The organism is Nitrospirillum amazonense, from assembly GCF_007828045.1.
GTDB classification, from domain to species: domain Bacteria; phylum Pseudomonadota; class Alphaproteobacteria; order Azospirillales; family Azospirillaceae; genus Nitrospirillum; species Nitrospirillum amazonense_C.
Window position 1 is genome coordinate 1 of sequence record NZ_VITN01000008.1, and the last position, 26,081, is coordinate 26,081.

At 69.3% G+C, this 26,081-nt stretch carries 24 protein-coding genes; 16 read left to right on the forward strand and 8 right to left on the reverse strand.

The window, feature by feature from the left end:
- Nucleotides 1-189: 189 nt before the first annotated feature.
- Nucleotides 190-1,353, reverse strand: a complete 1,164-nt coding sequence (locus FBZ89_RS14145) for a hypothetical protein (RefSeq protein ID WP_145750631.1) — start codon at nt 1,351-1,353, stop codon at nt 190-192.
- Between the two features lie 108 nt (nt 1,354-1,461).
- Nucleotides 1,462-1,728 (reverse strand): metal-sensing transcriptional repressor, encoded by a 267-nt coding sequence (locus tag FBZ89_RS14150; protein ID WP_145750632.1) that lies wholly within the window; start codon nt 1,726-1,728, stop codon nt 1,462-1,464.
- 62 nt (nt 1,729-1,790) lie between these two features.
- Between FBZ89_RS14150 and FBZ89_RS30880 the strand changes: the two genes are divergently transcribed.
- The 3 genes from FBZ89_RS30880 to FBZ89_RS14160 all read left to right on the forward strand — a co-directional run bounded on the left by FBZ89_RS30880 (nt 1,791) and on the right by FBZ89_RS14160 (nt 3,905).
- A complete protein-coding gene (locus FBZ89_RS30880; protein WP_186457361.1) occupies nt 1,791-1,967 on the forward strand; it encodes a hypothetical protein in 177 nt (58 codons plus the stop codon).
- Between the two features lie 106 nt (nt 1,968-2,073).
- Nucleotides 2,074-3,177: a bifunctional DNA-binding transcriptional regulator/O6-methylguanine-DNA methyltransferase Ada gene (gene ada, locus FBZ89_RS14155; RefSeq protein WP_211115232.1), complete on the forward strand. Its 1,104-nt coding sequence runs from the start codon at nt 2,074-2,076 to the stop codon at nt 3,175-3,177.
- An 8-nt stretch (nt 3,178-3,185) separates the two neighbouring features.
- A complete protein-coding gene (locus FBZ89_RS14160) occupies nt 3,186-3,905 on the forward strand; it encodes a 2OG-Fe(II) oxygenase (RefSeq protein ID WP_211115233.1) in 720 nt (239 codons plus the stop codon).
- Nucleotides 3,906-4,068: 163 nt separating this feature from the next.
- Here the strand turns inward: FBZ89_RS14160 and FBZ89_RS14165 are convergent, their stop codons facing one another.
- The 3 genes from FBZ89_RS14165 to FBZ89_RS14175 form a co-directional block, all read right to left on the reverse strand.
- Complete coding sequence (locus tag FBZ89_RS14165) at nt 4,069-5,040, reverse strand: BMP family lipoprotein (protein ID WP_145750634.1); 972 nt, start codon at nt 5,038-5,040, stop codon at nt 4,069-4,071.
- 11 nt (nt 5,041-5,051) lie between these two features.
- Nucleotides 5,052-7,181, reverse strand: a complete 2,130-nt coding sequence (locus FBZ89_RS14170; protein ID WP_145750635.1) for a methyl-accepting chemotaxis protein — start codon at nt 7,179-7,181, stop codon at nt 5,052-5,054.
- 415 nt (nt 7,182-7,596) lie between these two features.
- Complete coding sequence (locus tag FBZ89_RS14175) at nt 7,597-7,815, reverse strand: hypothetical protein (protein ID WP_145750636.1); 219 nt, start codon at nt 7,813-7,815, stop codon at nt 7,597-7,599.
- 341 nt (nt 7,816-8,156) lie between these two features.
- Here FBZ89_RS14175 and FBZ89_RS31935 point away from each other — a divergent pair, with 341 nt between their 5' ends.
- From FBZ89_RS31935 to FBZ89_RS14190, 3 genes are all read left to right on the forward strand, one after another.
- On the forward strand, nt 8,157-8,795 hold the full coding sequence (locus tag FBZ89_RS31935; protein WP_281292019.1) for an RT0821/Lpp0805 family surface protein: 639 nt from the start codon (nt 8,157-8,159) through the stop codon (nt 8,793-8,795).
- Nucleotides 8,796-9,055: 260 nt separating this feature from the next.
- Nucleotides 9,056-10,177 (forward strand): glycosyltransferase, encoded by a 1,122-nt coding sequence (locus FBZ89_RS14185; RefSeq protein ID WP_186457362.1) that lies wholly within the window; start codon nt 9,056-9,058, stop codon nt 10,175-10,177.
- 102 nt (nt 10,178-10,279) lie between these two features.
- Nucleotides 10,280-11,992 carry a DUF885 domain-containing protein gene (locus FBZ89_RS14190; protein WP_145750638.1) on the forward strand — a complete coding sequence of 571 codons (1,713 nt, stop codon included), beginning with the start codon at nt 10,280-10,282 and terminating at the stop codon, nt 11,990-11,992.
- Here the strand turns inward: FBZ89_RS14190 and FBZ89_RS14195 are convergent.
- Nucleotides 11,989-13,107: an aromatic ring-hydroxylating oxygenase subunit alpha gene (locus FBZ89_RS14195; protein WP_186457363.1), complete on the reverse strand. Its 1,119-nt coding sequence runs from the start codon at nt 13,105-13,107 to the stop codon at nt 11,989-11,991. The genes FBZ89_RS14190 and FBZ89_RS14195 overlap by 4 nt on opposite strands.
- Nucleotides 13,108-13,222: 115 nt before the next feature.
- Between FBZ89_RS14195 and FBZ89_RS14200 the strand changes: the two genes are divergently transcribed.
- From FBZ89_RS14200 to FBZ89_RS14210, 3 genes are all read left to right on the forward strand, one after another.
- Entirely contained in the window at nt 13,223-14,710 is a 1,488-nt protein-coding gene (locus tag FBZ89_RS14200; RefSeq protein WP_145750640.1) for a tetratricopeptide repeat protein, read from the forward strand.
- Nucleotides 14,707-16,785, forward strand: a complete 2,079-nt coding sequence (locus tag FBZ89_RS14205; RefSeq protein WP_145750641.1) for an O-linked N-acetylglucosamine transferase, SPINDLY family protein — start codon at nt 14,707-14,709, stop codon at nt 16,783-16,785. Before FBZ89_RS14200 ends, FBZ89_RS14205 begins: the two co-directional genes overlap by 4 nt.
- A gap of 168 nt (nt 16,786-16,953) precedes the next feature.
- Complete coding sequence (locus tag FBZ89_RS14210) at nt 16,954-17,949, forward strand: KpsF/GutQ family sugar-phosphate isomerase (protein WP_145750642.1); 996 nt, start codon at nt 16,954-16,956, stop codon at nt 17,947-17,949.
- Here the strand turns inward: FBZ89_RS14210 and FBZ89_RS14215 are convergent.
- Together FBZ89_RS14215 and FBZ89_RS14220 are read right to left on the reverse strand one after the other, a co-directional pair.
- Nucleotides 17,946-18,755, reverse strand: a complete 810-nt coding sequence (locus FBZ89_RS14215) for a HEAT repeat domain-containing protein (RefSeq protein WP_145750643.1) — start codon at nt 18,753-18,755, stop codon at nt 17,946-17,948. The genes FBZ89_RS14210 and FBZ89_RS14215 overlap by 4 nt on opposite strands.
- 126 nt (nt 18,756-18,881) lie before the next feature.
- Nucleotides 18,882-19,511 carry a hypothetical protein gene (locus FBZ89_RS14220; RefSeq protein WP_145750644.1) on the reverse strand — a complete coding sequence of 210 codons (630 nt, stop codon included), beginning with the start codon at nt 19,509-19,511 and terminating at the stop codon, nt 18,882-18,884.
- Nucleotides 19,512-19,740: 229 nt separating this feature from the next.
- On the opposite strand from FBZ89_RS14220, the gene pseI reads away from it, so the two are divergent.
- From pseI to FBZ89_RS14255, 7 genes are all read left to right on the forward strand, one after another.
- On the forward strand, nt 19,741-20,808 hold the full coding sequence (pseI, locus tag FBZ89_RS14225) for a pseudaminic acid synthase (protein ID WP_145750645.1): 1,068 nt from the start codon (nt 19,741-19,743) through the stop codon (nt 20,806-20,808).
- Nucleotides 20,805-21,569: a cytidylyltransferase domain-containing protein gene (locus FBZ89_RS14230; RefSeq protein ID WP_246172203.1), complete on the forward strand. Its 765-nt coding sequence runs from the start codon at nt 20,805-20,807 to the stop codon at nt 21,567-21,569. Before pseI ends, FBZ89_RS14230 begins: the two co-directional genes overlap by 4 nt.
- A 14-nt stretch (nt 21,570-21,583) precedes the next feature.
- A complete protein-coding gene (locus FBZ89_RS14235; protein ID WP_145750646.1) occupies nt 21,584-21,817 on the forward strand; it encodes an acyl carrier protein in 234 nt (77 codons plus the stop codon).
- Nucleotides 21,818-21,820: 3 nt separating this feature from the next.
- Complete coding sequence (locus FBZ89_RS14240) at nt 21,821-22,657, forward strand: alpha/beta fold hydrolase (protein WP_145750647.1); 837 nt, start codon at nt 21,821-21,823, stop codon at nt 22,655-22,657.
- Complete coding sequence (locus FBZ89_RS14245; RefSeq protein WP_145750648.1) at nt 22,654-22,920, forward strand: acyl carrier protein; 267 nt, start codon at nt 22,654-22,656, stop codon at nt 22,918-22,920. Before FBZ89_RS14240 ends, FBZ89_RS14245 begins: the two co-directional genes overlap by 4 nt.
- Before the next feature lie 254 nt (nt 22,921-23,174).
- On the forward strand, nt 23,175-24,719 hold the full coding sequence (locus tag FBZ89_RS14250; protein WP_186457364.1) for an amidohydrolase: 1,545 nt from the start codon (nt 23,175-23,177) through the stop codon (nt 24,717-24,719).
- Complete coding sequence (locus FBZ89_RS14255) at nt 24,716-26,038, forward strand: amidohydrolase family protein (RefSeq protein ID WP_246172204.1); 1,323 nt, start codon at nt 24,716-24,718, stop codon at nt 26,036-26,038. Before FBZ89_RS14250 ends, FBZ89_RS14255 begins: the two co-directional genes overlap by 4 nt.
- Nucleotides 26,039-26,081: the final 43 nt, after the last annotated feature.

Below are 26,081 nucleotides of genomic sequence, written 5' to 3' on the forward strand. Positions count from 1 at the left end.
AACGCCTAAACCACGCTTCATGAACCGCCGTATACGGAACCGTACGTACGGTGGTGTGGGAGGGGGGAGGTGTGAACCTTCCCCCTACCCGATCCGGAAGGTCGCACACGGCGGGCCGTATCAAGGGAACGGTTACCGAAGTTTTTTCAGAAAAACTGGCTCCACGAATCATGCGGATGCCATTGGGTGTCATTCCACCATATAGGCGCGGTAGGCATCGCGGCCGGAAATCTCCAAGACCAACCGGTCACGGTGCAACCCATCCAGCAAGGTGCGGGCCGCCGTTCCGCTCATGCCCAGGGCGTGGGCCAGGCGGCCGGAGGTGACAACCGGCTGGGCCAAGAGGAAGGCTGCCACCTGCGGTCCCCGCGAGGTGGAACGCCTGGGCCGCAAGGCCTCCGCCAGCTGACCCTCGGCCAGGCGTAGACGGCGCAGCAGCACCTCGCCCCGGGCCAGGCTGCGGGTGGCGGCGTTGAGGAAAGCCAGCAGCCAACCCTCCTGCCGATCCGGCCGGTACTCCATGGCATGACCCAGGAAACCGATGGAGGGCATCAGCACCGGACCGCCGGCGAAGGCCGGATGGGTGGGGCTGCTAAAGGTATCTGAACCCTCGAAGGTCGGGTCACCCGGGCCGCTACGCCGTGCCTGCACCAGACCCTGGCGGGCGGGCCACCATGCCGCCAGCAGGCGACCCAGGGCGGCCCCGGCGCTACGGTCGGCGCGGACCTGATGCCAATGGGCCAGGAAGGCCGCGGCACCAATTAGGGCTGGTGCGGGGCGAAAGCGGGTGAGGGCATCGGGTGCCAAGGCCGTCTGCAACACCGCCCAGCGCTCCTCCGCGTCCACATCCTCCGCCGCCCCGTTCCATAGGGAGAAGCCGGCGGCGCGGGTTTGGCGGATGCGGTCCAGCGCCGCCAGTCGCCGGGGGGTGTAGAGGTGGCGGGGATGACGGGCGGCGATGCGGCGCACCAGATCATAGAGGGGTAGGGCTTGGGCCAAGTCGGGGTCGGGCGCGCGGTCCAGGCTGTCCCAGGCCAGCAGGCGCAGGTCCGCCGTGTCCACCAGGATGCCGTTCAGCCGGGCGGAGGCCGCAGCCTCCTCAATGGCCATGCGGTTGATCCAGCCGGCAGCGACGGCGGCACTGCTGCCAGCCAGCCCACAGTCCAGCCGCGCCAGGGCGGCGGACGCCGCCTCCAGCGCCAGCAGGTCCGCCGAGGCATAGGGACCAGAGAGGTCGCCGCCATCCTGCGGCGTCAAGGGAAGGGGGGGCGGGGCCCCGGGGGGCACTATGGGTTGGGTTTTGGTGGGGGAATAGGGGTTCCCCGGCACATCCCACCAGTCTTCACTCATCATATCTCCCCACCCTTAAGGCCCGGAAACATTGGACACGTACGGGGCGGAAAGCAAGCTATTAAGGCTTTAGCTTTCTCCTGCCGGAACCACCTTCCCAGCAGATCGGCTTCACAGATATTTGGTGATTTCCGCCATTTCCGACAGTCGCGCCCGGGTCTGGGTGGGCAGGGGGCCGGTGGCCTCCTCCAGGTGGTGCTCGATGTGGTGCAGCACCAGGGCGATCTTGGCCTTGTCCACGGCCTTGACCACGGCTTGCAGCTGCTGGGCGATGGTCAGGGCGTCGCGCCCCTCCTCCACCATCTGCACGATCTTGGTGAAGTGGCCTTGCGCCCGCTTGAGGCGGTTCAGGATGTCGGGGGTGGTCGCGTGGGTCATGCCTTGACTCCTATCCCCCCAGGGGGGTTAAGTCAAATCACCTGTAGGGGAGTTGTCGAGCGATGTGTTGCCGCACCGCCGTTGAGAAGACCTATCGCCAGATGCGGGCATCGGGCGCGCCGGACCAGCATGCCTATGAGGCCGCCTTGGTGCTGTACCGCTACAACCATCCCGAGGACGCGATGCCGGTGGCGGAGGCCGCTGTCGCCCTGTGGACCGGTCACAGCCGGGTGCAGTGAAGCCTGCTTGCCGGCGTCGCGGATTTGACCGCAAGACCCGGGATGTTGAGGGCGAAGGCCGGGGGTACATCAGGGGCAGGAACGACACCATATCAGGATGACGATTATGCCCCCCGTCACAGCGCTCTCCATCCCGATGACGTCTGCCCCGACCCTGGCCCCCCTCACCGCCGATGCCGACCCGCGCTGGCAGGCCTTGTTGAGCCGGGATGCCAGCCAGGATGGCCGCTTCGTCTATTCGGTGAAGACCACCGGCGTCTATTGCCGGCCCTCCTGCCCCTCCCGCTTGGCCAAGCCACAGAACGTGGCCTTCCACGACAGCTGCGCCGCGGCGGAGCGGGCGGGTTTCCGCGCCTGCAAGCGCTGCACGCCGAACCAGCAGGGCACCGCCCAGCGCCAGGCCCAGCTGGTGGCGGATGCCTGCCGCACCATCGAGATGGCGGAGGAGGCGCCGGGCCTGGAGCAACTGGCTGACCAGGCCGGCCTCAGCCCCTATCACTTCCACCGCGTGTTCAAGGCCGTCACCGGCCTGACGCCCAAGGCCTATGCCACGGCCCACCGCGCCCGCCGGGTGCGGGATGAGCTGACCCGCCCTGGCGCCACCGTCACCACCGCCCTCTACGACGCCGGCTTCAACGCCAGCAGCCGGTTCTATGAGGCGGCGGAGGGCATGCTGGGCATGCGGCCGGGCGATTATCGTGCCGGTGGCGCCAATGCCGACATCCGTTTCGCCGTCGCCCAGTGCAGCCTGGGGGCCATTCTGGTGGCGCGCAGCGGGCGCGGCATCTGCGCCATCACCCTGGGCGACGATCCGGACATGCTGGTGCGAGACCTGCAGGACCGTTTTCCCAAGGCGGGGCTGACGGGCGACGATCCTGAGTTCGATGCCCTGGTCGCCCGGGTGGTGGGTTTTGTCGAGGCGCCGCGCCTGGGCCTGGACCTGCCGCTGGATGTGCGCGGCACTGCCTTCCAGCAGCGGGTGTGGCAGGCCTTGCGCGACATTCCGGCGGGGGAGACGGCCAGCTACGCCCAGGTGGCGGCCAGCATCGGCGCGCCCAAGGCGGTGCGGGCGGTGGCCCAGGCCTGCGCCAACAACGCGATCGCTGTCGCCATTCCCTGCCACCGCGTGGTGCGCACCGACGGGGCCTTGTCCGGCTATCGCTGGGGAGTGGACCGCAAGCGCACGCTGCTGGCGCGGGAGCGGGCGTGATGGATGGTATGGGATCTCCGAATGCTGGCATTGCCAGCATTGCCGACCATGATTGGGCCATCCTTTCCGAGGAATTGGACGCGTACGGTTGCGCCGTACTGCCCGGTTTGCTGACGCCCGAGGTGTGCGGGGATCTCTCATCCCTGTACGCGCGGGACCAAGGCTTCCGCAGCCGGGTGATCATGGGTCGGCATGGCTTCGGCATGGGGGAGTACAAGTATTGGGCCTACCCCCTGCCGGCCCCGGTACAGGCCTTGCGCACGGGTCTCTATCTCCGGCTGGCGCCCTTGGCCAACCGGTGGAAGCAGCGCTTGGGCAAGGATGTCCGCTACCCGGATAGCCTTGCCGAGTTTCTGGCTCTGTGCCACCAGGCCGGCCAGGTGCGGCCCACGCCCCTGCTGCTGCGGTACGGGCCGGGTGACTACAACTGCCTGCACCAGGATCTGTATGGGGAGCGGGTGTTCCCCCTGCAGGTCGCCATCTTGTTGTCGGAGCCGGGGCGCGACTTCACGGGCGGAGAGTTCGTCCTCACGGAACAGCGGCCGCGCATGCAGTCGCGGGCTGAGGTGGTGCCGCTGCGCCAGGGTGACGGCGTCGTCTTCGCCGTTCATCACCGGCCGGTGTCAGGAACGCGGGGCACATATCGCGTCAACCTGCGCCACGGCGTCAGCCGCCTGCGCTCCGGCCACCGCCACACCCTGGGCATCATTTTCCATGATGTTGTTTAGATTGCCCTGCGGGCGTGGGCTTCCGCCCGCAGGGCCATCCTCGTTTTGCAGTCCGCTACGCTCCCCACAAAACTCCGGCGGCCCTTTTCATGTAAACGACGGGTCGCGTCTTACGGCGGCCTGAGGCGCCTCTGGCCGCCACCTTATATATTAAGGTGTGCTTTCAGCTTGGACTTGCGACCTTCACCTGGCCGCTGACGATGGCTTGGCGGGCACGGGCCACGGCCTCGACAATGGCGGGGGTCCAGAGGGCGCGGTTGTCGGCGTCCACCACCACGTCCACCCCGCCCTCCTTCAGGCCCAGGCGCGTGATGCCGGCGGTGAAGGTCTGGCTGCGGCCGGCCTCGAAGGCGCGGGCGATGGCCACGTCCAGGCGCTTGACCATCGAGGTCAACATGCGGCCGGGATAGAGGTAGTTCTGGTTGCTGTCCACGCCCACGCCCAAGGCGCCCTTGGCATGGCCGATGTCCAGCGCGCCCAGGCCGGACACGCCGGCGGCGGGGAACAGCACGTCGGCGCCGTGGCGCAGCATGTCGCGCGCGATCTCCGACGCGGCGAAGGGGTCGGAGAAACCCTTGGGGTCGGCGGCCACCAGACCGGTCATCACCGTGGCGTCCGGCCGGGTGTCCTTGACGCCCTGGGCATAGCCCTTCTCGAACCGCTCGATCACCGTCGCCGGCATGCCGCCGATGAAACCGACCGTGCCGCTCTTGCTGGCCAAGGCCGCCGCCACGCCCACGAGGTAGGACCCCTCGTTCTCCGCGAACAGGACGGAGGCGACATTGGCCCCCGGCACCACGCCGTCGAACAACGTAAAGCGTACGTCCGTATGTTGGGGGGCGAAGGCGGCCAGCGCCGTCTGGAACCGAAAGCCGATCAGCGCCACGTCGGTGCAACCGGCGGTGACGGCGGACTGCAAGGCACCAGGGTAGGCGTCCTCACCCGCCGGTTCAAACTCGGCCACGGCGGCGCCCGTCTTCTGCGCGAAGGTCTGGCTGCCATCATAAGCCATCTCGTTGAAGCTCTTATCGAACTTCCCCGCTTCGGTATAAACCACGCAGGGCTTGAAGGCCGCCGCGCTGGCGATGCTGGCAGTGCTGGCAAATAGCGCGGCCGCGAGGGCGATCCGGATCATGCTGTCTCTCCTCAAGCGGCGGCTTCGGTGGCGCGGACCTGGCCCAGGAAGCGGCGCACCGCCTCGTCCAGCCGGGCGGCTTGGTCAGCTAGTCCTTGGGCGCTGGTCCGCACCTGTCCGGCCGACTCGCCGGTCGACAGGGCGGCGGTGTGCACGCGGCCTATGGTGCTGTTGACCTCTTCCACGCCCAGCGCCGCCTCACTGATCGATCGGCTGATCTCGGCGGTGGCGGCGTTTTGCTCCTCCACCGCCGCGGCGATGGTGCTGGAAACCTGGCTCAACTGCACGATGGTGCCGCCGATCTGGCGGATGGAATCCACCACGGCGCCCACTGCGCTGCGCACGGCGGCGACTTCGCCGGCGATGTCGCCCGTGGCCTTGGAGGTCTGGCCCGCCAGGCTTTTCACCTCGGACGCCACCACGGCGAAGCCTTTGCCGGCGGCGGCGGCCCGCGCCGCCTCGATGGTGGCGTTCAGCGCCAGCAGATTGGTCTGGCCGGCGATGTCGTCGATCAGCCGGGTGACGCTGCCGATGCGCTCGGCGGCACCGGTCAGACGCTCCACCATGTCGGCGGCGCCATCGGCTTCCTCATTGGCGCGTTGCGAGATGCTGATGGCCTGCTGCAGCTGGCCGCTGATCTCCTGCACCGACAGGGACAGCTGCTCGGTGGCCCCGGCCACGGTCTGGGTGTTGCGCGAGGCCGCTTCGCTGGACATGGCCACGGTGTTGGCCTGCTCGGCGGTGGCATCGGCCGACTGGCCCATGCTCTGCGACAGGGCGGTCATCTGCGCCGCCGCGTCCACCAGGGCGGCGATGATGCCGCCTACCGACTGTTCGAAGCTGTCGGCCATGGCCGACATGGCGGCCTGCCGCTTCTCCGCCGACTCACGCCGTTCGGTCGCCAGCTGCACTTCATGCTCGCGCACCTGCACGGCGTTGGCGCGGAAGACGGTGACGGTGCGCGCCATCTCCGCGATCTCATCGCTGCCGCGCGTATCGATCTCCACATCCAGGTCGCCGCCGGCAAGCGCCAGCATGCTGCGCGACAGGTTGGCGACACGGCCGGCGATGCTGCGGCCGACATAGAACACCGCCACGCCGACGGCGATGGCCACACCCGCCAGGCCGGACGCGACCAGCAGGCCGCGGGCAAAGGATACCACATCCTCCAGCGCCTTGGCCTTGGTGCGCACCTCCGCCTGGGTTTGGGCGCCCAGTTCCGCGCCCAGCTTCTGCACCCGCGCCGCGATCGCGGCACTCTGGTGCAGCAGGCCGGTGCTCTGGTCCTGCGCGTCGGCCAGGCGGCTTTTCATCACGGCCAGCCCACCGGCGGTGAGGTCGCCGAAACCGGGTGTGGCGGGAACCGCCTCGCCCAAGGCCATGCGGGTCAACACGTCCAGGCTGTCTGCAACGATGGCGCGGGTGTCGGCGGGCAGGGTCGCCTGCGTCGCGCGTAGATGCTGCAGGGCGGCGGAAAGGGCCGCCTTGGCCGCCACCGGGTCCTCCCCCGCCGTGGCCGGCGCCCCGAGCAGCGCGTTGAAGGCCCGTATCTCAGTCAAGGCGGACAGGATCGCCGGGCCGGGGTTGCGACCCAGCGCCGTCATCAGGGCGGCCTGCGCCCGGGCATCGGCCTCGGCCGACGCCTTCTCACTGGCGGCGACGGCCTGCCGCAGGCGCCAGCGGGCATCCTCCGCCCCGTTCAGCACCTGCAGCAGGGCGGAGAAGCGGCCGCCGAGTACCCGCAGCTCATCCAGCTGCGGCGTCTGGCCCAGCTGGGCGTTGGCCTGGCGCAGGGCGTCGTTGAAGGCCTTCTCGGCCACGGTCAGGGCCTTGCGGGTGGCTTGAGCCTCTTCATGCGTGGTGGCGATGGAGGCATCCATGGAGGTGCCGGCCAGCCCCTCGGCCGCGCGGGACAGGGCGTCCAGCGTATCCAGCCGGGGCAGCGTCTCGCCGACGATGCCGTTCAGCGTGCTGTCCACGCGGGCGTAGGTCAGCCAGCTCTGGCCGGTGATGACCAGCATGGCCAGGATGATCGCGCCAAAGGCCAGGCCCAGCCGCGCCGCCAAGCCCAGCCGCCGCTTGCCCGCCCGGGCCGGGTCGGTGTTCCGCATAATTGTAGGCAGTGTCGTCACGGCGACCATGGCTCCGTCCCTTCCCGATGCGGTTGGAGAGGCCTGGGCGCGTTATTCCCCCATGTCACCAGGCGGGGTTCAGCCCCGTCCCGTCCCCTGACCGCGAACGCCGTCCCCCAAAGCCCCCATCAGGCCGGTTGGACGTCCGTGCAGTCATAGGAAATCTTGATGATCACTGTGTGACAGTCCGGGGGTCGGACAAAGAAAAAACTGACCATATGGTCAGGTCGCGGCCTATCCTTCCGGCTAGCGCCCAACTGGGCGGCAGACAGCGGATTCTTTAGGCAGAAACCGGGGAGGGGGGCGGGCTGGAAGCCACGGATCGCCTGAGGTCGGCGACGTATATTGGATAAACGAATCAGGCCGCCCTATCGGCGCGGCACCGCACCCGCGACTCGGGGGGAAAATGCCGGTCGCGGGGGGATCAGTGGAAACGGCCGTTGCGGGTGCTCTGCAGCACCATATCCAGCCCGGCGCGCAGCACGACCATCTGGTCGAAGGACAGGCCGGTCAGGGCCAGGAGGGCGGGCAGCAGGGTGCGGGCGCGGCGGCCGAGGGTGTTGATCACGGCGGCACGGGCCGGAGCGCGGCCGAACAGGGCCGGAGCCGAACGGGCGGCGCAAGCGAGGCAAAGCGTGGTCATCGTCGTCTCCTTTCCTGGCGTCGGGTCCTAGCGGCGGTGCTGCGGGGCTCGGGGCCGGGGTCTAACGTGCTTGGTGTCTGAACTATATTTCTGGAACGATTTTGGCGGTAGTTGGGCTTATCGGCATTCCGCGTTCCATAATTGGAACACTATTCGGGGCGGTCAGAAGGGCGCCGCGCGCGACGCTTTACCTCACCCCAACACAACGGCTTGCCGCTTGATCCAGCCCGTGACCGGCCATAAATCGGACGCAATGGCAGTGTTCTATCAAGCTGCCCGGCCGTTTGGCTGTGACGGTCCCCGCGGGGGCCATGCTGTTTTCGATGAACAGGAATTCCAGTATGCGACGCCTTACGTTCCGCGCTTTCAGTTCCCTTGCCCTGGCGGGCACCTTGGCCGTCACGGCCGCCGCTATGCCGGCCTTGGCCCAGGACCGCTGGGACGATCATCATCGGGGGGAAGAGCGCCGTTGGGACGACCATAGGGGGGACGACCATAGGGGTGGCCCTTGGGCACCGCATTGGGGGCATTTCCGCGAGCATGACGTCTTCATCTATGGCCGCGGGCCGGTCATCGTTCCGGAATACCGCCGCCATGTGTATCGCGACGTGGTGGTGCTGCGCCCTTACGGCGTCTATTACACCGGCTATGGCCGTTATTACCGGGACGAAGATGCCTACCGCTGGCTGGGCCTGACGGCCATCACCCTGACACTGCTGGACAGCCTGGCGGAGCAGCAGCAACGCGCGCTTGAGGATGCCCAGATCCGTGCCACCATGGCGCCGGTGGGCCAGCCCGTCGTCTGGAACGACGGTCCGGCCAGCGGCAGCGTCACGACCCTGCGCGACGGCCACACGACGGATGGCCAGTATTGCCGGGAGTTCCAGCAGAACGTGACCATAGGCGGGCAGACGCAACAGGCCTATGGCACCGCCTGCCAGCAGCCCGACGGTGCTTGGCACGTGGTCGCGGACAACTGATTGTCCGTGTAAGCGGTGGCGCAGAGGGGTGGCCTGGTCGGATACCCCTTATGGCCCTCTATGTTACAGCCCTGCGACAGGTTAGCCCTTCCCCGGCGTATAACGGAACAGTTGCCATTCTGTGGGCGACGGGTGGGGCGCGCCGAAGCAACAACAAGGCAGTCGTGGTTATGGCCGGCCGCAGTCCGGTGGCACCGCTTCGCATCGCCCACCCCGCCGATCGCAGGACTTTCCAATCCGTAGGGGAGCAGTGCGCCGGCATGTCCTCCATCGCCCTGTCAGATAACCCGGCCGTCCGGGGTGCCGCCCGGCGCCTGATCCCGTCCTCGACGGGGGCCGTGACCAGCATCGCCCACGTGATCATCCCCCATGGCTTCGGGGGGGCGGAAAAGCATGTGATGGAACTGGCGGAATTCCAGGCCGACGATCATCAGGTGATGGTCATCCTGGGCCCGGGTGAAGACGGGGGCGCTGGCGCCCGGCACCTTGCCGAATCGCTGGACCCCCGCGTGTCGGTGGTGTGGCTGCCGGCGCGCATGCGCACCGCCGCGCTGTTCTGGAAGCTGTTGGCCCTTTGCCCTGACATCGTCCACGCCCATCTCAATACCGCCGCCCGGCGGGTGCTGCGCTGCCGGCCGGGCTGCCCCCGCGTCGTCACCCTGCACAATGGCTTTCGCGCCGGCCTGCATGACCGTTTCGACGGCATCATCCGCATCGCCGACTATCAGGCCCGCATGATGCCGGCGGCGGCCCGTGACCGCTCCGTCACCGTGCACAACTGGGTGTTGCCGCAAAGGGGGACGCTGACCCGGGCGGAGGCCCGCCTGGCCCTGGGCCTGCCGCAGGACGCGCCCGTCATCGGCGGCATGGGCCGGCTGGAACTGGGCAAGGGATTCGATGTGCTGATGGATGCCTACGCCCGCTTGCTTGCCCACCGGCCGGATGCCCGCCTGGTGCTGTTCGGTCAGGGGGCGGAGATGGCCGCCCTGCGCGAGCAGGCGGCACAGTTGGCCTTGGGCGATCGGGTGGTGTTCGCGGGCTTCCGCCCCGACGTCCGTCGTTACCTCTCCGCCCTCGACCTGGGCGTCGTCGCCTCCCGCCATGAACCTTTCGGCCTGACCCTGCTGGAATACGCCGACGCCGGCGTGACCCTGGTGGCCACCCGCACCGGCGGGCCGCTGGAAATCCTGGGCTTCGACTACCCCTTCCTCTGCCCGCCCGAGGACGCGACCGCCATGGCCGAGACCTTGCTGGCCGCGCTGGACGGCCGGACGCCCGCCCGGGCCGTGGATCTCACCCGCTTTCGGCCGGAGGTGCAGATGGCCAAGGTGAGCGCGCTATACGCCCAGCTGGCCGGCGCGCACGCGCCCGTGGCCGTATAGGCCATGGATCGCCGGCCGGCGAATAACCTGCCTATACCTATTCGTCAGGCTTGCCCGTCACGGTTCCTTCCCCTCTCCTGCTAGGAAGCGAAAGGAAGGCACATGGGCAAAGCGGCGATGTTCTCCCTGATTTTGCTGGCATCGCTGGCATCGCTGGCGGCTGAAGCGGGCCCGCCATCCCTGGCCCCCCTGATCGCCGACTACGACGCCCTGCTTCAGGGCGGGAAAGAAGAGGGGCGCTGCCTGCCGGATGTCAGCCCCAAAGCGGCGGCCGAGCGGCGGAAGCGCCTGGAGGCCTTGGTCCACCGCCTGGGCTCGATCGACCCCACCGGCCTGACTCCGGCCGACCGCCTGACCTACCGCTTCATGCGCTGGGATGCGGAAGACCGGCTGGCTGGACTGGCCTTCGACCAGGACCGCATGCCCTTCAACAGCGACAGTGGCTTCTACGCCACCCTGACTTATACCGCCAACCGCACCCATGTGCGCACCAAGGTGGAGGCCGACGCCTGGCTGGCCTGCCTGGAGGCCGCGCCCGACTATTACGCCGCCAACATCGCCAACGCCCGGCGTGGCATCGCCACGGGGTTCGTCCAGCCGAGGGTGATCGTGGACGCCGTGTTGGACATCGCCCGCAAGCAGGTGGACACCCCCTTGGACGGGGACGGCCTGCTGTCACCCTTCGCGGGGCCAGGGGACGCCGCCGCGATGGCGGAATGGCGCGCCCGCGCGCGCCAGGTGCTGGCCGACATTGTGCGTCCCGCCCAGCGCGCCTTCGTCACCTTTCTGGAGCGGGAATACCGCCCGGCGGCCCCCGAAAGCCTGGCGGCGCGCGACCTGCCCGATGGTGAGGCCTACTACACCTGGGCGGTCCGTCACCACACCACCACCAGCCTGACGCCGGACGCCGTGCACGACATCGGCCTGAAGGAGGTGGCGCGCATCCGGGGGGAGATGGAGGCGTTGATCCGCCGCACCGGCTTCACCGGCGGTTTCGCGGATTTCCTCGCCTTCCTGCGCACCGATCCGCGCTTCTACGTCACAACGCGCCAGGCGTTGCTGGAGAAGGCGTCGGAGATCGCGAAGCGCATCGATGACCAGTTGCCCGGCCACTTCGGCCGGCTGCCGCGCCTGACCTATGGCGTACGCGAGGTGCCGCGCGATATCGAGGACACGTACACCACGGGCCGCTATTTCCCTGGTGACGCCGCCAAGGGTATCGCCGGCGGCTTCATGGTCAACACCGGCAAGCTGGACCAGCGGCCTCTCTATGAATTGCCGGCCCTGGCCCTGCATGAAGCCGTGCCGGGCCATCACCTGCAAACCGCGTTGGCGGCGGAGCTGGAGGATTTACCGCCCTTCCGCCGTCGCGCCTATATCAACGCCTATGGCGAGGGATGGGGCCTCTACTCCGAGCAGCTGGGCGAGGAAATGGGCATCTACCGCGATGATTATGAGCGGTTCGGGCGCCTGTCCTTCGATATGTGGCGGGCCTGCCGCCTGGTGGCCGACACCGGCATCCACTGGAAGCACTGGACCCTGGACCAGGCCCGCGCCTGCTTCATCGACAACACCGCCCTGGCCCCGCACAACATCGAGACGGAGTTGCGGCGCTACATCGGTTGGCCGGGGCAGGCGCTGGCCTACAAGATCGGCGAGTTGAAGCTGCTGGAACTGCGCCAGCGGGCTCAGGACAGGCTGGGCGAGCGCTTCAATGAGCGGGCCTTCCACGACGCCGTGCTGCTCTCGGGCTCCCTGCCGCTGGATCTGCTGGAGGACCAGGTGAACGGCTGGATCGCGGCGCAGAGGCGTTAGCGCCCCATCTCTTTCAGCCAGGCCGCGTGGAAGGCGCGGATGCGTCCCTCGTTGTGGCCCAGCAAGGCGGGGCGGTCGGCGTGGCAGGTGCCGGCCCAAGCCGCCTCCGCCACCGACTGGTCCTCCGCCAGCAGTCGGCGGTTGAAGTCGGCAAGATGCCCTTCCACGCCCCGGCGGGCGGCGGCGCTGGCGTCCGGCTGCTGCCTGGCCAATGACAGGCGGTAGCGCAGGTGGCAGCGGCCCGGCCGCACCGTGCCATCCGGCGCATACACCGGCTCGTACGTCTGTACGCTGGCCATCAGACCGGCGGTCAGGCCGATGGCCAGGTTGGGGAAGATGATGGCGTGGTCATAATCGGTGAAGGCGGTCAGGGGCGTCAGCTTCAGCCGCTTGGCCACCCCCTCCCACCAGCGGCGGGTTTCGGCGGTCAGGCCGATGGTGCCCGTGCTGTGGGGGCCGTGCTCAGCGCACATCCAGGCACCCTCGGTCACCGTGCGGAAGGTTTCCGGATGCACGCTGTCGACGTGGTAAACCTCCAGCACGTTTTCCATGCCGACCTTCCAATCCGCCCGCCAATCCAGCGGCGCCTGGTCGAAGGGGGCGGCGAAGCCATCGGACACGGCGTCCAGCCAGGCGCCCAGCGGACCCAGCCAGATGTCCAGATTGGGCCCACCGGGAATGAGGCGGACGAAGACGAAGCGTCCGCGCCGCGCCACCTCATACCCCGTCAGCGCCAGGGCAGCCTTGTCCGCCTTGTCCAGTTGGAAACAGGGGTCATTGCCCGGTATGCCCACCGGCACGCCCTCCCGGCTGTAGGTCCAGCCATGATAGGGGCAGCGCAGGTGACCGTGGCCGCACTCCGCCGTGTGCAGGCGGGCGTGGCGGTGGGAACAAACGTCGCGGAAGGCGCGGATGTCGTCATCGAAGCGCTGCACCACCACCGGCACCCCGGCGATGGTGCGCACCAGATAGCCGTCGGGCGCTGTCAGTTCGTCATCGAAGCCGACGAAGTGCCACAGGCGGGCGAACAGCGCCTGCGTCTCCGCCGCCGCGGCGGCGGCGCCATAATCCTCCGGCCCCACCGCCGCCCGCATCGCGTCCAACCTGTCCGTCATGCCCTGAATTCCTTTGCCCCAAATCTCTTTCCCCAGTCCAACCGGCCCCCAGTCGAACCGGGCCCCAGTCCAACCGGGCCTTGTCCCGCCGCCTGGGAACCCCCATTCTGCCGCCATGGCCAGTGTGACCGAAGCCCTCTCCGCTGCCTATGAGCATCACGTCGCCGGCCGGCTGGACGCGGCGGTGACACTCTATGGCCGCATCATCGACGCCGAGCCGCGCAACCACGGGGCTCTGCATCTGCTGGGCCTGGCCCGTATCCAGCTGGGTGACCTGGACGGCGCCACCGAAAGCATGATGCTGGCGGCGGCCATCGTCCCGGACAATCCCACCTATCGCAGCAACCTGGGCACGGCGCTGAAGGCGCAGGGCCGATTCGATCTGGCAGAAGAAGCCTATCGCCAGGCGCTTGCCATTGATCCTGGTCATGTCGATGCCATGGCCAACCTGGGGGGCGTGCTGCACGCCACCGGCCGGCTGGCCGCCGCCATCGCCTGCCTGGAACGGGCGCTGCCCCTGGCGCCCGACCATGCCGTCACCCTGATCAACCTGGGCGTGGCCCTGACCGACCGGGGCCAGCTGCCCCGCGCCCTGGGCCTGCTGCGCCGCGCGGTGGAGGTGACGGCCCCCGCGCCCGGCCAGCCCCTGGGCGAACGGGGCGGGGAGGCGCGCTGGGATTTGGCGCTGGCCTTGCTGATGGCCGGTGACTACGCCGCCGGCTGGCCCCAGTTCGAGGCGCGGCGCGGCCGTGCCGGCCATGTCCTGGCCCGCCCGCACGGGCTGGAATGGGATGGCACCGACCCCGCCGGTCGCACCATCCTGGTGCACAGCGAGCAGGGCCGGGGCGACAGCCTGCAATTCGCCCGCTTCATCGCCCCCTTGGCCGCCCGGGGTGCCCGGGTGGTGCTGGCCTGCCAGCCGGAACTGATCCGCCTGCTGGCCACGGCGCCCGGCGTGGCCCAGGTGGTTTCGACGGCGGATCCCCGGCTGCCCGCCTACGACATTTATTGCCCCTTGCTCAGCCTGCCAAGCCGGCTGGGTTTGACCGGTGCGGCGGATCTGGCGACGGCCGGGCCCTACCTCACGCCGGATCCGGCCCAGGCGGCGGCGTTCCGGGCGCGCTTGAACGACGCCGCGGCCGGCCGGCGGACCGTGGGCCTGTGCTGGGCGGGGGCGCCGGGCAATCCGGTCGATGCCAGGCGCAGCCTGGATCCGGCGCTGCTCAGCCCATTGGCCCGCTTCCGTGATCAGGCCGCCTTCGTCAGCCTGCAGAAGGGCGGCCCTGCCGCCCCCGCCGCCCTGCCGTTGATCGACTGGACGATGGAGCTGGCGGATTACGCCGACACCGCCGCCCTGGCGGCCAACCTGGATCTGGTGATCACCGTCGACACCTCGGTCGCCCACATGGCCGGTGCGCTGGGCCGCCCCGTCTGGCTGCTGAACCGCTATGACGGCTGCTGGCGCTGGCAGAAGGGGCGGGTGGACAGCCCCTGGTATCCGAGCCTGGTGCAACTGCGGCAGGAGGAGATGGGCGACTGGCGGGCGCCGCTGTCCCGCCTGACCGCCCGGTTGGGCGCCTGGCTGGCCGCCCCACGACCATGACGCCCCTGCATCAGGCGGTGGCCCGCCATCAGGCTGGCGCCTTGGATGAGGCGGCTGACCTTTACGCCCAGGTGCTGGCGGCCGAGCCGCATCAGCCCGACGCCCTGCACTTGCTGGGCGTGCTGCGCGGCCAGCAGGGGGATCCGGCGGCGGGTGAGGGATTGGTGGCCCGCGCCGCCGCCCTGCGGCCGGATGCGGAAATTCTGACCAACCTGGGCCGCTTGCGCGCGGCGCTGGGCCGCATGGCGGCGGCGGAGGCCGCGTTCCGCGCCGCCCTGGCGCGCGACGACTCCCATGCCGGCGCCGCCTTCGCCCTGGGCACTTTGTTGCTGAACCTGAACCGTCCGGGCGAAGCGCTGGCGCCGCTGGACCGGGCGGCGGGTTTGGATCCGGCGCACGGCGCGGCCCGCGCCAACCTGGGTGTGGCCCTGCATCGCATGGGCCGCCTGGCGGAGGCCGAGGGTGTTCTGCGCGCCGCCGTCGAGGCCGACCCCGCGCAGGCGATCGCCCGCTTCAACCTGGCCTCCGTCCTGGAAGACCAGGGGCAGCTGGACGCGGCGGAGACGGAATACCGGACGCTGACCCAGCGGCCTGACATGGCCGATGCCTGGCTGAACCTGGGCACCTTGCTGCAGCGCCGGCACCGGGATGTGGAGGCGCGGCCTTGCCTGCAGGCGGCGCTGGACCGGGGCACCAGCCGGCGGGCGGGCGCTCTGGCCCATCTGGTGCACATCGATGCCCGCCTCTGCCGCTGGGACGACGTCGCGGCGCGGACGCCCGATCTGCTGGCCGCGCTGCAGGCGGGCGACGATAGCGCCCCGCCCTTCGCCGTGCTGTGCCTGGACGTGGACGAGGCCTGGCACGAGCGGGCGGCCCGTCTGCACGCGGCGACCGTGGCACGCTCGGCCGGTGCTCCCCTGCCGCCGGCCAGCCTAGGGCCCGCCGGGGCGCCGTTGCGCGTCGGCTACCTCTCCGCTGATTGGCACCAGCATCCCACCGCCTACCTGATGGCCGGCATATTGGAACGGCACGACCGGGCGGCGGTGGCGGTCACGGCCTTTTCCTATGGGCCCGACGACGGCAGCCCCATGCGGGCGCGGCTGCGGGCCGGGGCCGACCGCTTCGTTGATTTGCGCGGCCTGGATGACCGGGCGGCAGCGCAAGCCATTCGTGCCGCCGGCGTGGACATCCTGGTCGATCTCAAGGGCTATACCGAGGGTGGCCGGCCCGGCATCGCCCAATTGCGCCCCGCCCCGGTTCAGGCGCAGTACCTGGGCTATCCCGGCACTCTGGGCCGGGGGGCCGGTATCGATTATGTGCTGGCCGACGCCGTGGTGCTGCCGCCGGAGCGGGTGGGCTTCTGGGATGAGGCGGTGGTGCGCCTGCCCGGTTGCTACCAGGCCAACGATGGGGCGCGGCCGATCGGCCCGCCGACCACACGCGCGGACTGGGGCCTGCCGGACGACGGCGTCGTCTTCGCCTGCTTCAACGCCGCCTACAAGCTGATGCCCCAGGTCGTGGCTTGCTGGGCCCGGCTGCTGGCCAAGGTTCCGGGATCGGTGTTGTGGCTGCTGGATCCGGGTCCCGCGCTGCCGACATTGCAAGCAATGCTGTCAAGCGAGGGTGTCGATCCCGGCCGGCTGGTGGTGGCGCCGGCCCTGCCCAAGGCGCGCATGGCCGATCACCTGGCCCGCCACGCCTGCGCCGACCTGTTCCTGGATACCCATCCGGTGAACGCCCACACCACGGCGGCCGACGCGCTCTACGCTGGCCTGCCGGTGTTGACCCGGGCGGGTGGACCCTTCATTTCCCGGGTGGCCGCCAGCCTGCTGAGTGCCCTGGGGCTTCCGGACCTGGTGACGTACAGCCTGGAAGCGTACGAGGCCACGGCATTGGATTTGGCGAGGGATTCGGCGCGCTTGGGCGGCGTACGCGCCCGTCTGGCCGCCGCCCGGACGCTCCCCGGCGGGCCCTTTGACACGGACACGTTCTGTCGCCGACTGGAAAGCGCCTACTCGCGCATGGCGCAAAGGGCGCGAAACGGGTTGCCGCCAAGGGGATTTGACGTGGGTTAGGCGCCCGGGGTCCTCGAGCATCGCAAAACAGGCATCCCACCATACCGGTAACACACGGCTGCCGCTGTGATCTGGTGCGTGGTGGGTCCTTGTACTTTGCGTTACACCCGTGCCCAATTTCGCCGGTGGCCTGCCGCCGGTCTTCTCAAGGGAATGGATACCGTCCCCATGACCATCGACCGAGCCGCCGTTCTCGCCGCCGCTTCCGATCTGTTGCGCATCGAGGCCAACGCCGTCCTGCACCAGGTGGAGGCGCTGGATGGCGACTTCCTGAACGTCGTCGAGCATATCTGCGGTGAACACGGCAACACGCTGGTGGCCGGCATCGGCAAGTCGGGCCTGGTGGCCCGGCAGTTCGCCAGCAAGCTGGCCAGCATCGGCGCCCGCGCCTTTTACTACAGCGCCATCGACAGCCTGCATGGCGAGCTGGGCCTGCTACGCGAGGGTGACCTGCTGATCCTTCTGTCCAACAGCGGCCAGACCCAGGAACTGGTTGACGTGGCCAAGGCGGCGCAGCCGCGCGGCGTCAAGGTGGCGGCCATGGTGGGGCGCGTGCCTTCCACTCTATCGCGTATGGCCGACTGGACGCTGAAGGTCCATGTGGAATCCGAGGCGACGGACACCAAGCTGCCGACGGCCAGCACCACCGCCATGCTGGCCTTCGCCGACGCCCTGGTGGTGGCGGTGGCGACGGAGAAGGGCTTCACCGCCAAGGATTTCGGCCGCAACCATCCCGGCGGCACCCTGGGCGTGGTGCTGGGCGCCTATGTCGATGACCTGATGGCCAGGGCCCCGGAGCATGTGGCCCTGGTGGGCCCCGACCGGCCCATCCTGGAAACCCTGCTGGAGATGACCCGCCACCCCGCCGGCGCCGCCCTGGTGGTGGATGCCGACGACCGGCTGCTGGGCCTCATCACCGACGGCGACATCCGCCGCGGTCTGGCCCGCGTGGGCAAGGATCTGCTGGACCGCGACACCCGCGCCCTGATGACGTCCAAGCCCCGCACCTGCCGCAGCGGCACCACCGCCATGGCGGCCCTGTCCCAGATGGAAAGCCCCTCGCAGGTTTACGTCCTGCCGGTGGTGGACGCGGACAACAAGGTGCTGGGCCTGCTGCGCATGCACGACCTGGCCGGCCTGGACGTGGCGCGCACGACCGGCTAAGGCGTCCCGCCTTCCAGCAGCGCCCGCAGGCGGGCCATCAGGTCCGCCTCCGTGCGGTCCGTGTCCTCCTCCAGGCCCAGGTAGGCGACGGCGGCATCCACGAACAGGTGCGGCATCAGGTGCTCATGGCTCAGGGCGCGGATCAGGGGCGGCAGCACCCGCGCGTCCCCCCGCCGCGCCAGGCCGTGCATCGCCTCCACCTGGGTGAACACATCCTCGTCATCCACCCGGTGCAACAGAGCGGCGCGGATGACGGGGCCGTCCACCCCTGTGCACTGTCCGATGCCGGTGGTGGCCCAATCCCTGACCTGGTCATACGGATCGTCCATCAGCGCCAGCAGAGCCTCCACCGCCACGGGCGTGGTGCTGCCGCACAGCGCGAAGGCGATGGCGTAGCGGACGTGCGGATCCTCGTGGTGACGGCGGGCGGCCAAGGCCGGGTCGCAGCGCCGGTTGCCCAGATGGCCCAGGGCGAAGGCGGCGTCGACCATGACGCCGATATCCTCATCGTCCAGCAGGCGCAGCAAGGCGTCGCACGCCGGTTCCGGGAAGGCGCGCTCGTCACTGCGCTGGCCGGGGCCATGCATCTGCCCCAGGACCACGGCGGCCAGGCGCCGCCGGATCGGTTCGGCAGAGCGGCTGAGGTCCAGCATGCGGGCCAGCCCCTCCGGTGTGCCCATGCCCTGCAGGGCCACCAGGGCCGGCGTGCAGTCGTCGTCGCGCCGCATCTCCGCCACCGCCGCCTCGATCAGGTGGTCGATGGAGGGGCGGTGGCTTTGACTGGTTTCCAGGGGCGTTGACGGCATTGCGGCCTCGACCTCGACGCGTCGTTCCAGCCCGATCCGGGCCAACCCATGCGGACGAGCGTGCAATCAAGGAGGCCTGCAAGCAAGCCCGCACGGCCAACCCTGTACGTCTGGAAATGAGGTCGCTCAGGCGGATCGCCGCGCGCGCATCTCGGCCAGGGCCTCCTGCACGATGTGGGACCGCGCGCGCCGCATGACGGCCTTGAACCGCCGCTTCCACCCCGGGGGCGACGTGAAGGTGATGCGCAGGCGCGGCGGCCCCCCGAAGGCCAGCACCAGGGACAGGCCTGAGAACTTGCGGGGAATGGCCTCGAACTCGGTCAGGAAATGGTCGACCTGCTCCAGCAGCAGCGGACGAACCGCATCCGTCAGCGGCGATGGCGGCAGGGCCCGCACTTTTTCGCCCCAGGCGACGGCTGTCACCGCGGCGGCGGCCACAGCGTCGCAGGCCGCCTGAATGGCCCTGGGCGTCCAGGGATCATCAGGCGATTGCCAACTGGCCCCCAGCTGGGTGTTGACCGCGGTCGTCACGGCCAGGATCGCCGTCCCCAATTCCATCAGCAGGGCCTCATCCACCATGGCCGCCCCCTCGGGCGCCCGCCCACGGGCGCCCTTGGCCCACCGTTGCCGCAGACCCTCGGCCCGCGAGCACAGCAGCTCCCCAGCCAATCGATAGGGCCAGTGGCGCGGTTTCCCGCTGATCAGGTTGCGCGCGCCGGCGCTTTCGCCTTCAAAACCCGTATGCTCCGCCATCATGAACCGGCCTTATGGGATGTTTCGCGCCGAGGATCACAACCTAACATGAGCCGTGTTGCGCGATAAGCAACTTTTTTGACGCTGGCCGTTTCTTGGCCGGGCGGTGCGCCGCCCGGCGGCGGTCCGTCCTCCGCAGCGCCATTCCAGCGGCCCCCCGCGAAGTGCTATCAAGGGCAACAGCATTGTGAGCAATCCGCCGCCGTTCAGCCGCCGCCCAAGGGTCCGCGCCATGTCCGATTCCGCCCGTCTCACCTTCCGCGCCGGCCAGGCGCCGTATCTCATCGCCGAGATGTCCGGCAACCATAAGGGGGAGATCGAGCGCGCCATCCGCCTGATCGACGCCGCCAAGGCGGCGGGTGCCGACGCGGTGAAGCTGCAGACCTATACGGCTGACACCATCACCCTGAAATCCGACCGCCCCGAGTTCCAGATCCACGGCGGCCCCTGGGATGGCCGCAGCCTGCATGAACTGTATGAGGAGGCGCATACCCCCTGGGCCTGGCATCCCCAGCTGTTCGCCCATGCCGCCACTATCGGCATCACCCTTTTCAGCTCACCCTTCGATCCCACGGCGGTGGACCTTCTGGACCGGCTGGGCGCCCCGGCGTTCAAGATCGCGTCGTATGAAATCGTGGACCTGCCGCTGATCCGCTACGCGGCCGCCAAGGGCAAGCCGCTGATCATCTCCACCGGCATGGCCACCCTGGGCGAGATCGACGACGCGGTGACGGCGGCGCGTGACGCCGCCCCCGCCGGCACGCCCGACCCCGTTCTCCTCCATTGCACCAGCGGCTACCCCACCCCGCCGGAGGAATGCGACCTGCGCACCATTCCCCACTTGGCCCAGGCCTTTGGCGTGCCCACCGGCCTGTCCGATCACACCCATGGCATCGCCGTGCCGGTGGCGGCGGTGGCCCTGGGCGCCGTCGTCATTGAAAAGCACCTGACCCTGTCGCGGGCCGAGGGCGGCGTCGATGCTTCCTTCTCGCTGGAGCCGGCGGAGTTCAAGGCCATGGCCGATGCCTGCCGCGTGGCGCACGTGGCGCTGGGCCAGGTCGGCTATGCCGTCAAGCCGTCCGAGGCCGGCGGCCGGGCCTTCCGACGCTCGCTCTACGTCTCCGCTCCCGTGATGGCGGGGGAGGTGTTCACGCCGGCCAACGTCCGCTCCGTCCGCCCCGGCCTGGGGCTGCCGCCCAAGCATCTCGACCAGGTGCTGGGCGCCCGCGCCGCCCGTGATATCGCTGCCGGCCAGCCCCTGGACTGGGGCATGGTGGACTGGGGAATGGTCCAGCCGTGACGGTCCCGGCCCAAAAGCCCCGGGTCGTCTGCATCACCCAGGCGCGCATGGGGTCCACCCGCCTGCCGGGCAAGGTGCTGCTGACCGTGGCGGGCCGGACGCTGCTGGCCCACCAAGTGGAGCGGTTGCGCCGCGCCGCCCTGGTGGACGAGGTGGTGGTGGCCACCAGTGATCGCGTGGCCGACGACGCCATCGCCGACCAGTGCCGTGTCCTGGGCGTCGCCTGTTTCCGGGGCAGCGAGCATGACGTGCTGGATCGTTTTTGCCGGGCCGCCCTTGCCCATCATGCCGATGTGGCGGTGCGGGTGACGGGCGACTGTCCCCTGATCGACCCAGGCCTGATCGACCGGCTGTTGACCCTTTTCCTGGCGGCCGATCCGCCACTGGACCATGCGTCCGTCGATATCGGCTACTATCCGCGCGGCCTGGATGCCGAAGCCATATCAATGACGGCCTTGCAGGCAGCGTGGCAAGAGGCAAGGGAACCGTTCGAGCGTGAGCATGTGACGCCCTTCATCTACCGCCGGCCGGACCGTTTTCGCCTGGGCTCCCTGCCGCCGGCGGGCCCGGCGCCGGTGGAGATGGGGCCGCAGCGCTGGTGCGTGGACACGGTGGAGGATTTCCAACTGGTCCGCCGTTTGCTTGAAACCCTGTTGCCGGCCCAGCCGCACTTCACCTGGACGGATTGTCTGGACGTGCTGCGCCGGCACCCCGATTGGGTGCTGCTGAACCGCGATGTGGTGCAGAAGCCCCTGGCTTGAGAGGAAAAGAAGAGATGAACCGGAACGAATTCCTGGCGGCGCTGGATGAGATGCTGGAGTTGGACCCCGGCACCCTGACGGGCGGCGAAACGCTGGACGGGATCGACAGCTGGGACAGCCTGGCGGTCATCAGTTTCATCGCCCTGGTGGATGAGAAGTTCAACACCGTGGTGGCGGGCGAGGATCTGGCCAAGGCCAAGACGGTGGACGACCTGCTGGCCCTGGTGTCGGACCACGTCACGGCCTGACCGGTGACTTCAGGGACTGAGCCGGAACGGTTGCTGGCCGGCCGCCGGGTGCTGCGCTTCGCCGGCGGTCCCGGCGCCGCCGTCGACCGGGGGCCGAAGGAAACCGGCACCGCGCCGCTGGTGCTGATTCACGGCTTCGGCGGCGACGCGCTGTCCTGGCAATTCAACATCCAGGCGCTGGTGAAGGGGGCGCCGGGTTCTCCCGGCCGCCGGGTGCTGGCCGTGGATCTGCCGGGCCATGGCGCATCCACCCTCGACGTGCCGTCCGGCCTGGGCGGTGTCGCCGACTGGGTGGTGCGGCTGATGGACGCCGCCGGTGTGGATAAGGCCGACATCATCGGCCATTCCATGGGCGGCAGGGTCAGCCTGCTGCTGGCCGAACGCCATCCGGACCGGCTGCGCCGCATGAGCCTGATCGCCTGCGCCGGGTTGGGCAGCCGGGTGGATGCCGCCTTCCTGCACGCGCTGTGCACACTGGAGACCCTGGACCAGGCCCGCGCCTTGATCGACCGGCTGTTCGCGGGGGCCCCGCCCAACCGCGACGTGCTGGCCCGCGCCTTCCTGTCCCGCCTGGCCGATCCCACGGCGCGCGGGCCGCTGACCCGGCTGCTGGACCGGCTGGTGGCCGATATTGACGCCGCGCCGCGGCACTTCGACTGGACCCAGCCGCTGCCCCCGCTGCAGCTGATCTGGGGCGAGGCCGACGACATCGTGCCGCCGCCGGACGCCGGCGCGATCCCACCCCATATCATGTTGCATCGATTGCCCGGCGTCGGCCACATGCCCCAGGCCCAGGCGGCCACGCGGGTCAACGCCCTGCTGACGGAGTTCCACGCATGAGCACGATCGGACTGAACGAGGGCGCTATGCTCGCGCTGATCCACAATGAGGTCCTGAAGATCCTGGCCGACAAGGGCGAGGCCTGGACCGGATCCTTCGGGCCGGAGACACGATTCCTGGACGGCGGACTGCCCTTCGACAGTCTGGACCTCGCCACCCTGCTGGTGGCCCTGGAACAGCTGACCGGCACGGATCCCTTCCGCGCCGGCTTTCGCCAGTTCATCACCGCCGGCGAACTTGCGGCGCTGTACCTGGAAGCGTAATGCCAACGCGCCCGCCGGCCCTTGAGGGACGCATCGGATACTCTATCCGATTTGTAACGGAACTGTATCGCGCCGTTTCCAGGCGCCCCGGCCTCTGTTAGCCTCGTCAACAAGGTTGAAGCAGCGCACTTTTTTGAGGCGACCTGCCTTAACCCCTTGGGGCGTTACAACAATCAACAGGGGCGAAGGCGGCGGTCCCATGCCGGGGCGGGCGTCTTTCTGGGCACCCGGCAGAACGGGAAGACGATACTTCCATGAAACGACACCATCGCGTGGTCCCGCTGGTGGCCGCATTGGCGCTGCTCGGCGCCTGCGCTTCCAGTGCGCACCAGGACACGTCCTCGGCACCCGCTGGCTCGGCACCCGCTGGCGATAAGGGCAAGGACAAGCCGGTCTACGCCGGCCTTGATCCGGCCGATGACAAGAACCCCTTCCCCAGCACCTACCATCCCCTGCCGTCGGTGGCGACGGCCCTGGTGGGCGCCACCGTCTTCACCGGCACGGGCGCCCGCATCGACGGCGGCACCGTGGTGCTGGTGGATGGCAAGATCGCGGCGGTGGGCAAGGACATCCCGGTGCCGGCCGGCGCCAAGGTCATCGACGCCCATGGCAAGTACGTGACTCCGGGCATCATCGACGCCCACAGCCACCTGGGCGTCTATGCCACGCCCGGCGTCTGGGCCAATTCCGACGGCAATGAGATGACGGATCCCAACACCGCGCAGGTGTGGGCCGAACATTCCGTCTGGCCGCAGGATCCCGGCTTCATCCGCGCGCTGGAGGGCGGCATCACCACGCTGGAGATCCTGCCGGGTTCCGCCAACCTGTTCGGCGGTCGCGCCGTCATCCTGAAGAACGTGCCCGGCCGCACGGTGCAGGACAAGAAGTTCCCCGGTGCGCCCTATGGCCTGAAGATGGCCTGCGGTGAGAACCCCAAGCGCGTCTACGGCAGCAAGGGCCGCACCCCGGCCACCCGCATGGGCAACGTCTTCGGCTATCGCAAGGCCTGGATCGACGCCCAGGAATACCGCCGCAAGTGGGACGACTACCGCCGCAAGCTGGCCGACTACAAGGCGGGCAAGGGCGACAAGGCGCCTGACGCGCCCAAGCGCGATCTGCAGATGGACACGCTGGCCGGCGTGCTGGACGGCAGCATCCTGGCGCAGAACCACTGCTACCGCGCCGACGAGATGGCGCAGATGATCGACATCTCGCACGAGTTCGGCTTTCACATCGCCATGTTCCACCATGGGTCAGAGGCCTACAAGATCGCCGACATCCTGAAGAAAGAGGACATCTGCGTCGCCACCTGGGGTGAATGGTGGGGCTTCAAGATGGAGGCCTACGACGGCATCGAGGAGAACGCCGCCCTGCTGCAGAAGGCCGGCGTCTGCACCGTCATCCACTCCGACGACGACATCCTGACACAGCACCTGGTGCAGGAGGCCACCATCGCCCTGGCCGCCGGGCGGCGCATGGGTATCCAGATCGACGAGGCCGAGGCCATCAAGTGGGTGACGGCCAACCCCGCCAAGTCCATCGGCGTGCTGGATAAGACCGGCACGCTGGAGACCGGCAAGATGGGCGACGTGGTGCTGTGGAGCGCCGATCCCTTTAGCGTCTACGCCACGGCCGATCAGGTCTTCATCGACGGCGCCCTGGTCTACGACCGCCACGATCCCGCGGTGCAGCCCAAGTCCGACTTCGAACTGGGCCAGACCGGCCCCGCCCATCCCGGGCCCCAGGGTGTCGGACCCGGCCGCCCCGTCATGAGCCCCAGCACGGAGCAGCCGCAATGAGCCGCCGTCACACCTCGATGGGCCATACCCTGATGGCCGCGGCCTCCTCCCTGGTCCTGCTGGCGGCCGGCGCGGCCGGCGCCGAGACGGTGGCCATCACCAACGCGCGTATCGAGACCATGGGCCCGGCGGGGGAGATCCCCTCCGGCACCATCCTCATCCGGGACGGCCGCATCCAGGCGGTGGGCGCGTCGGTCGCCATTCCCGCCGATGCCCGCCGGGTGGACGCCAAGGGCCACATCGTGACGCCGGGCCTGGTGGCCAGCGACACCAGCCTGGGCGCCGGCGAGGTGGAGGGCGAGGCCTCCAGCAACGATTTCGCCGGGGCGACGGCCGACATGTCGGCGTCCTTCGACGTCTCGCTGGGTATCAACCCCGCCTCCATGCTGGTGCCCGTGGCCCGCGTCGGCGGCGTCACCCGGGCCTTGGTCACGCCGGAACTGTCCGGCCGGGGCGAGAAGAAGGGGGAGAAGCTGTTCGCCGGCCAGGCGGCCGTTGTCGACATGTCCGGCGGCACCGACAGCATCACCAAGCGCCGCGCCGTGCTGGTGGTGGACGTGGGCACCGAAGCCATGGTGCATCTGGGCGGCAGCCATGGCGGCGTGCTGCAGCTGCTGGAAACCAGCCTGGAGGAGGCGGCCAGCTACGCCGCCAACAGGGGCGGGTACGAGCACGGCGCCCACCGCCCCTATCGCCAGAGCAAGGAAGACCTTGAGGCCCTGCTGCCCGTCATCCAGGGCAAGCTGCCCCTGCTGGTGGGCGTGCACCGGGTCGCCGACATCCGCCGCACCCTGGAACTGGGCAAGCGGCTGAAGCTGAAACTCATCCTGGACGGGGTGGAGGAAGGCTGGATGATGGCGCCGGAGATCGCGGCCTCGGGCGTGCCCGTGGTGGTCGATCCCCTGGCCAACCTGCCGCGCGACTTCGAAAGCCTGAACGCGCGGCTGGAGAACGCCGCCATCCTGCAGGCGGCCGGCGCCACCGTGGTGATCAAGGGGCCGTACGTCGGCCACTACGCCCGCCAGGTGCGCTACAACGCCGGCAACGCGGTCGCCTACGGCATGCCGTGGCCGGCGGCGTTGGCGGCCATCACCGCCACCCCGGCCAAGGTCTTCGGCTTCAACGACCGGGCGGGATCGATCGAGCCTGGCCGCGACGCCGACCTGGTGGTGTGGTCGGGCGATCCCCTGGAGATCCTGTCGGTGGCGGAGCATGTCTTCGTCCGCGGGACCGAGGCGCCCCTGACCAGCCGGGCGCAGGATCTGGCCCATCGCTACCAGACGCTGGACGCGGCCCTGCCGCCGGCCTATCGCAACTGAGCATTATCGTCTAAAGGGGGCGGGGCGTTCCGATGGGGCGTCC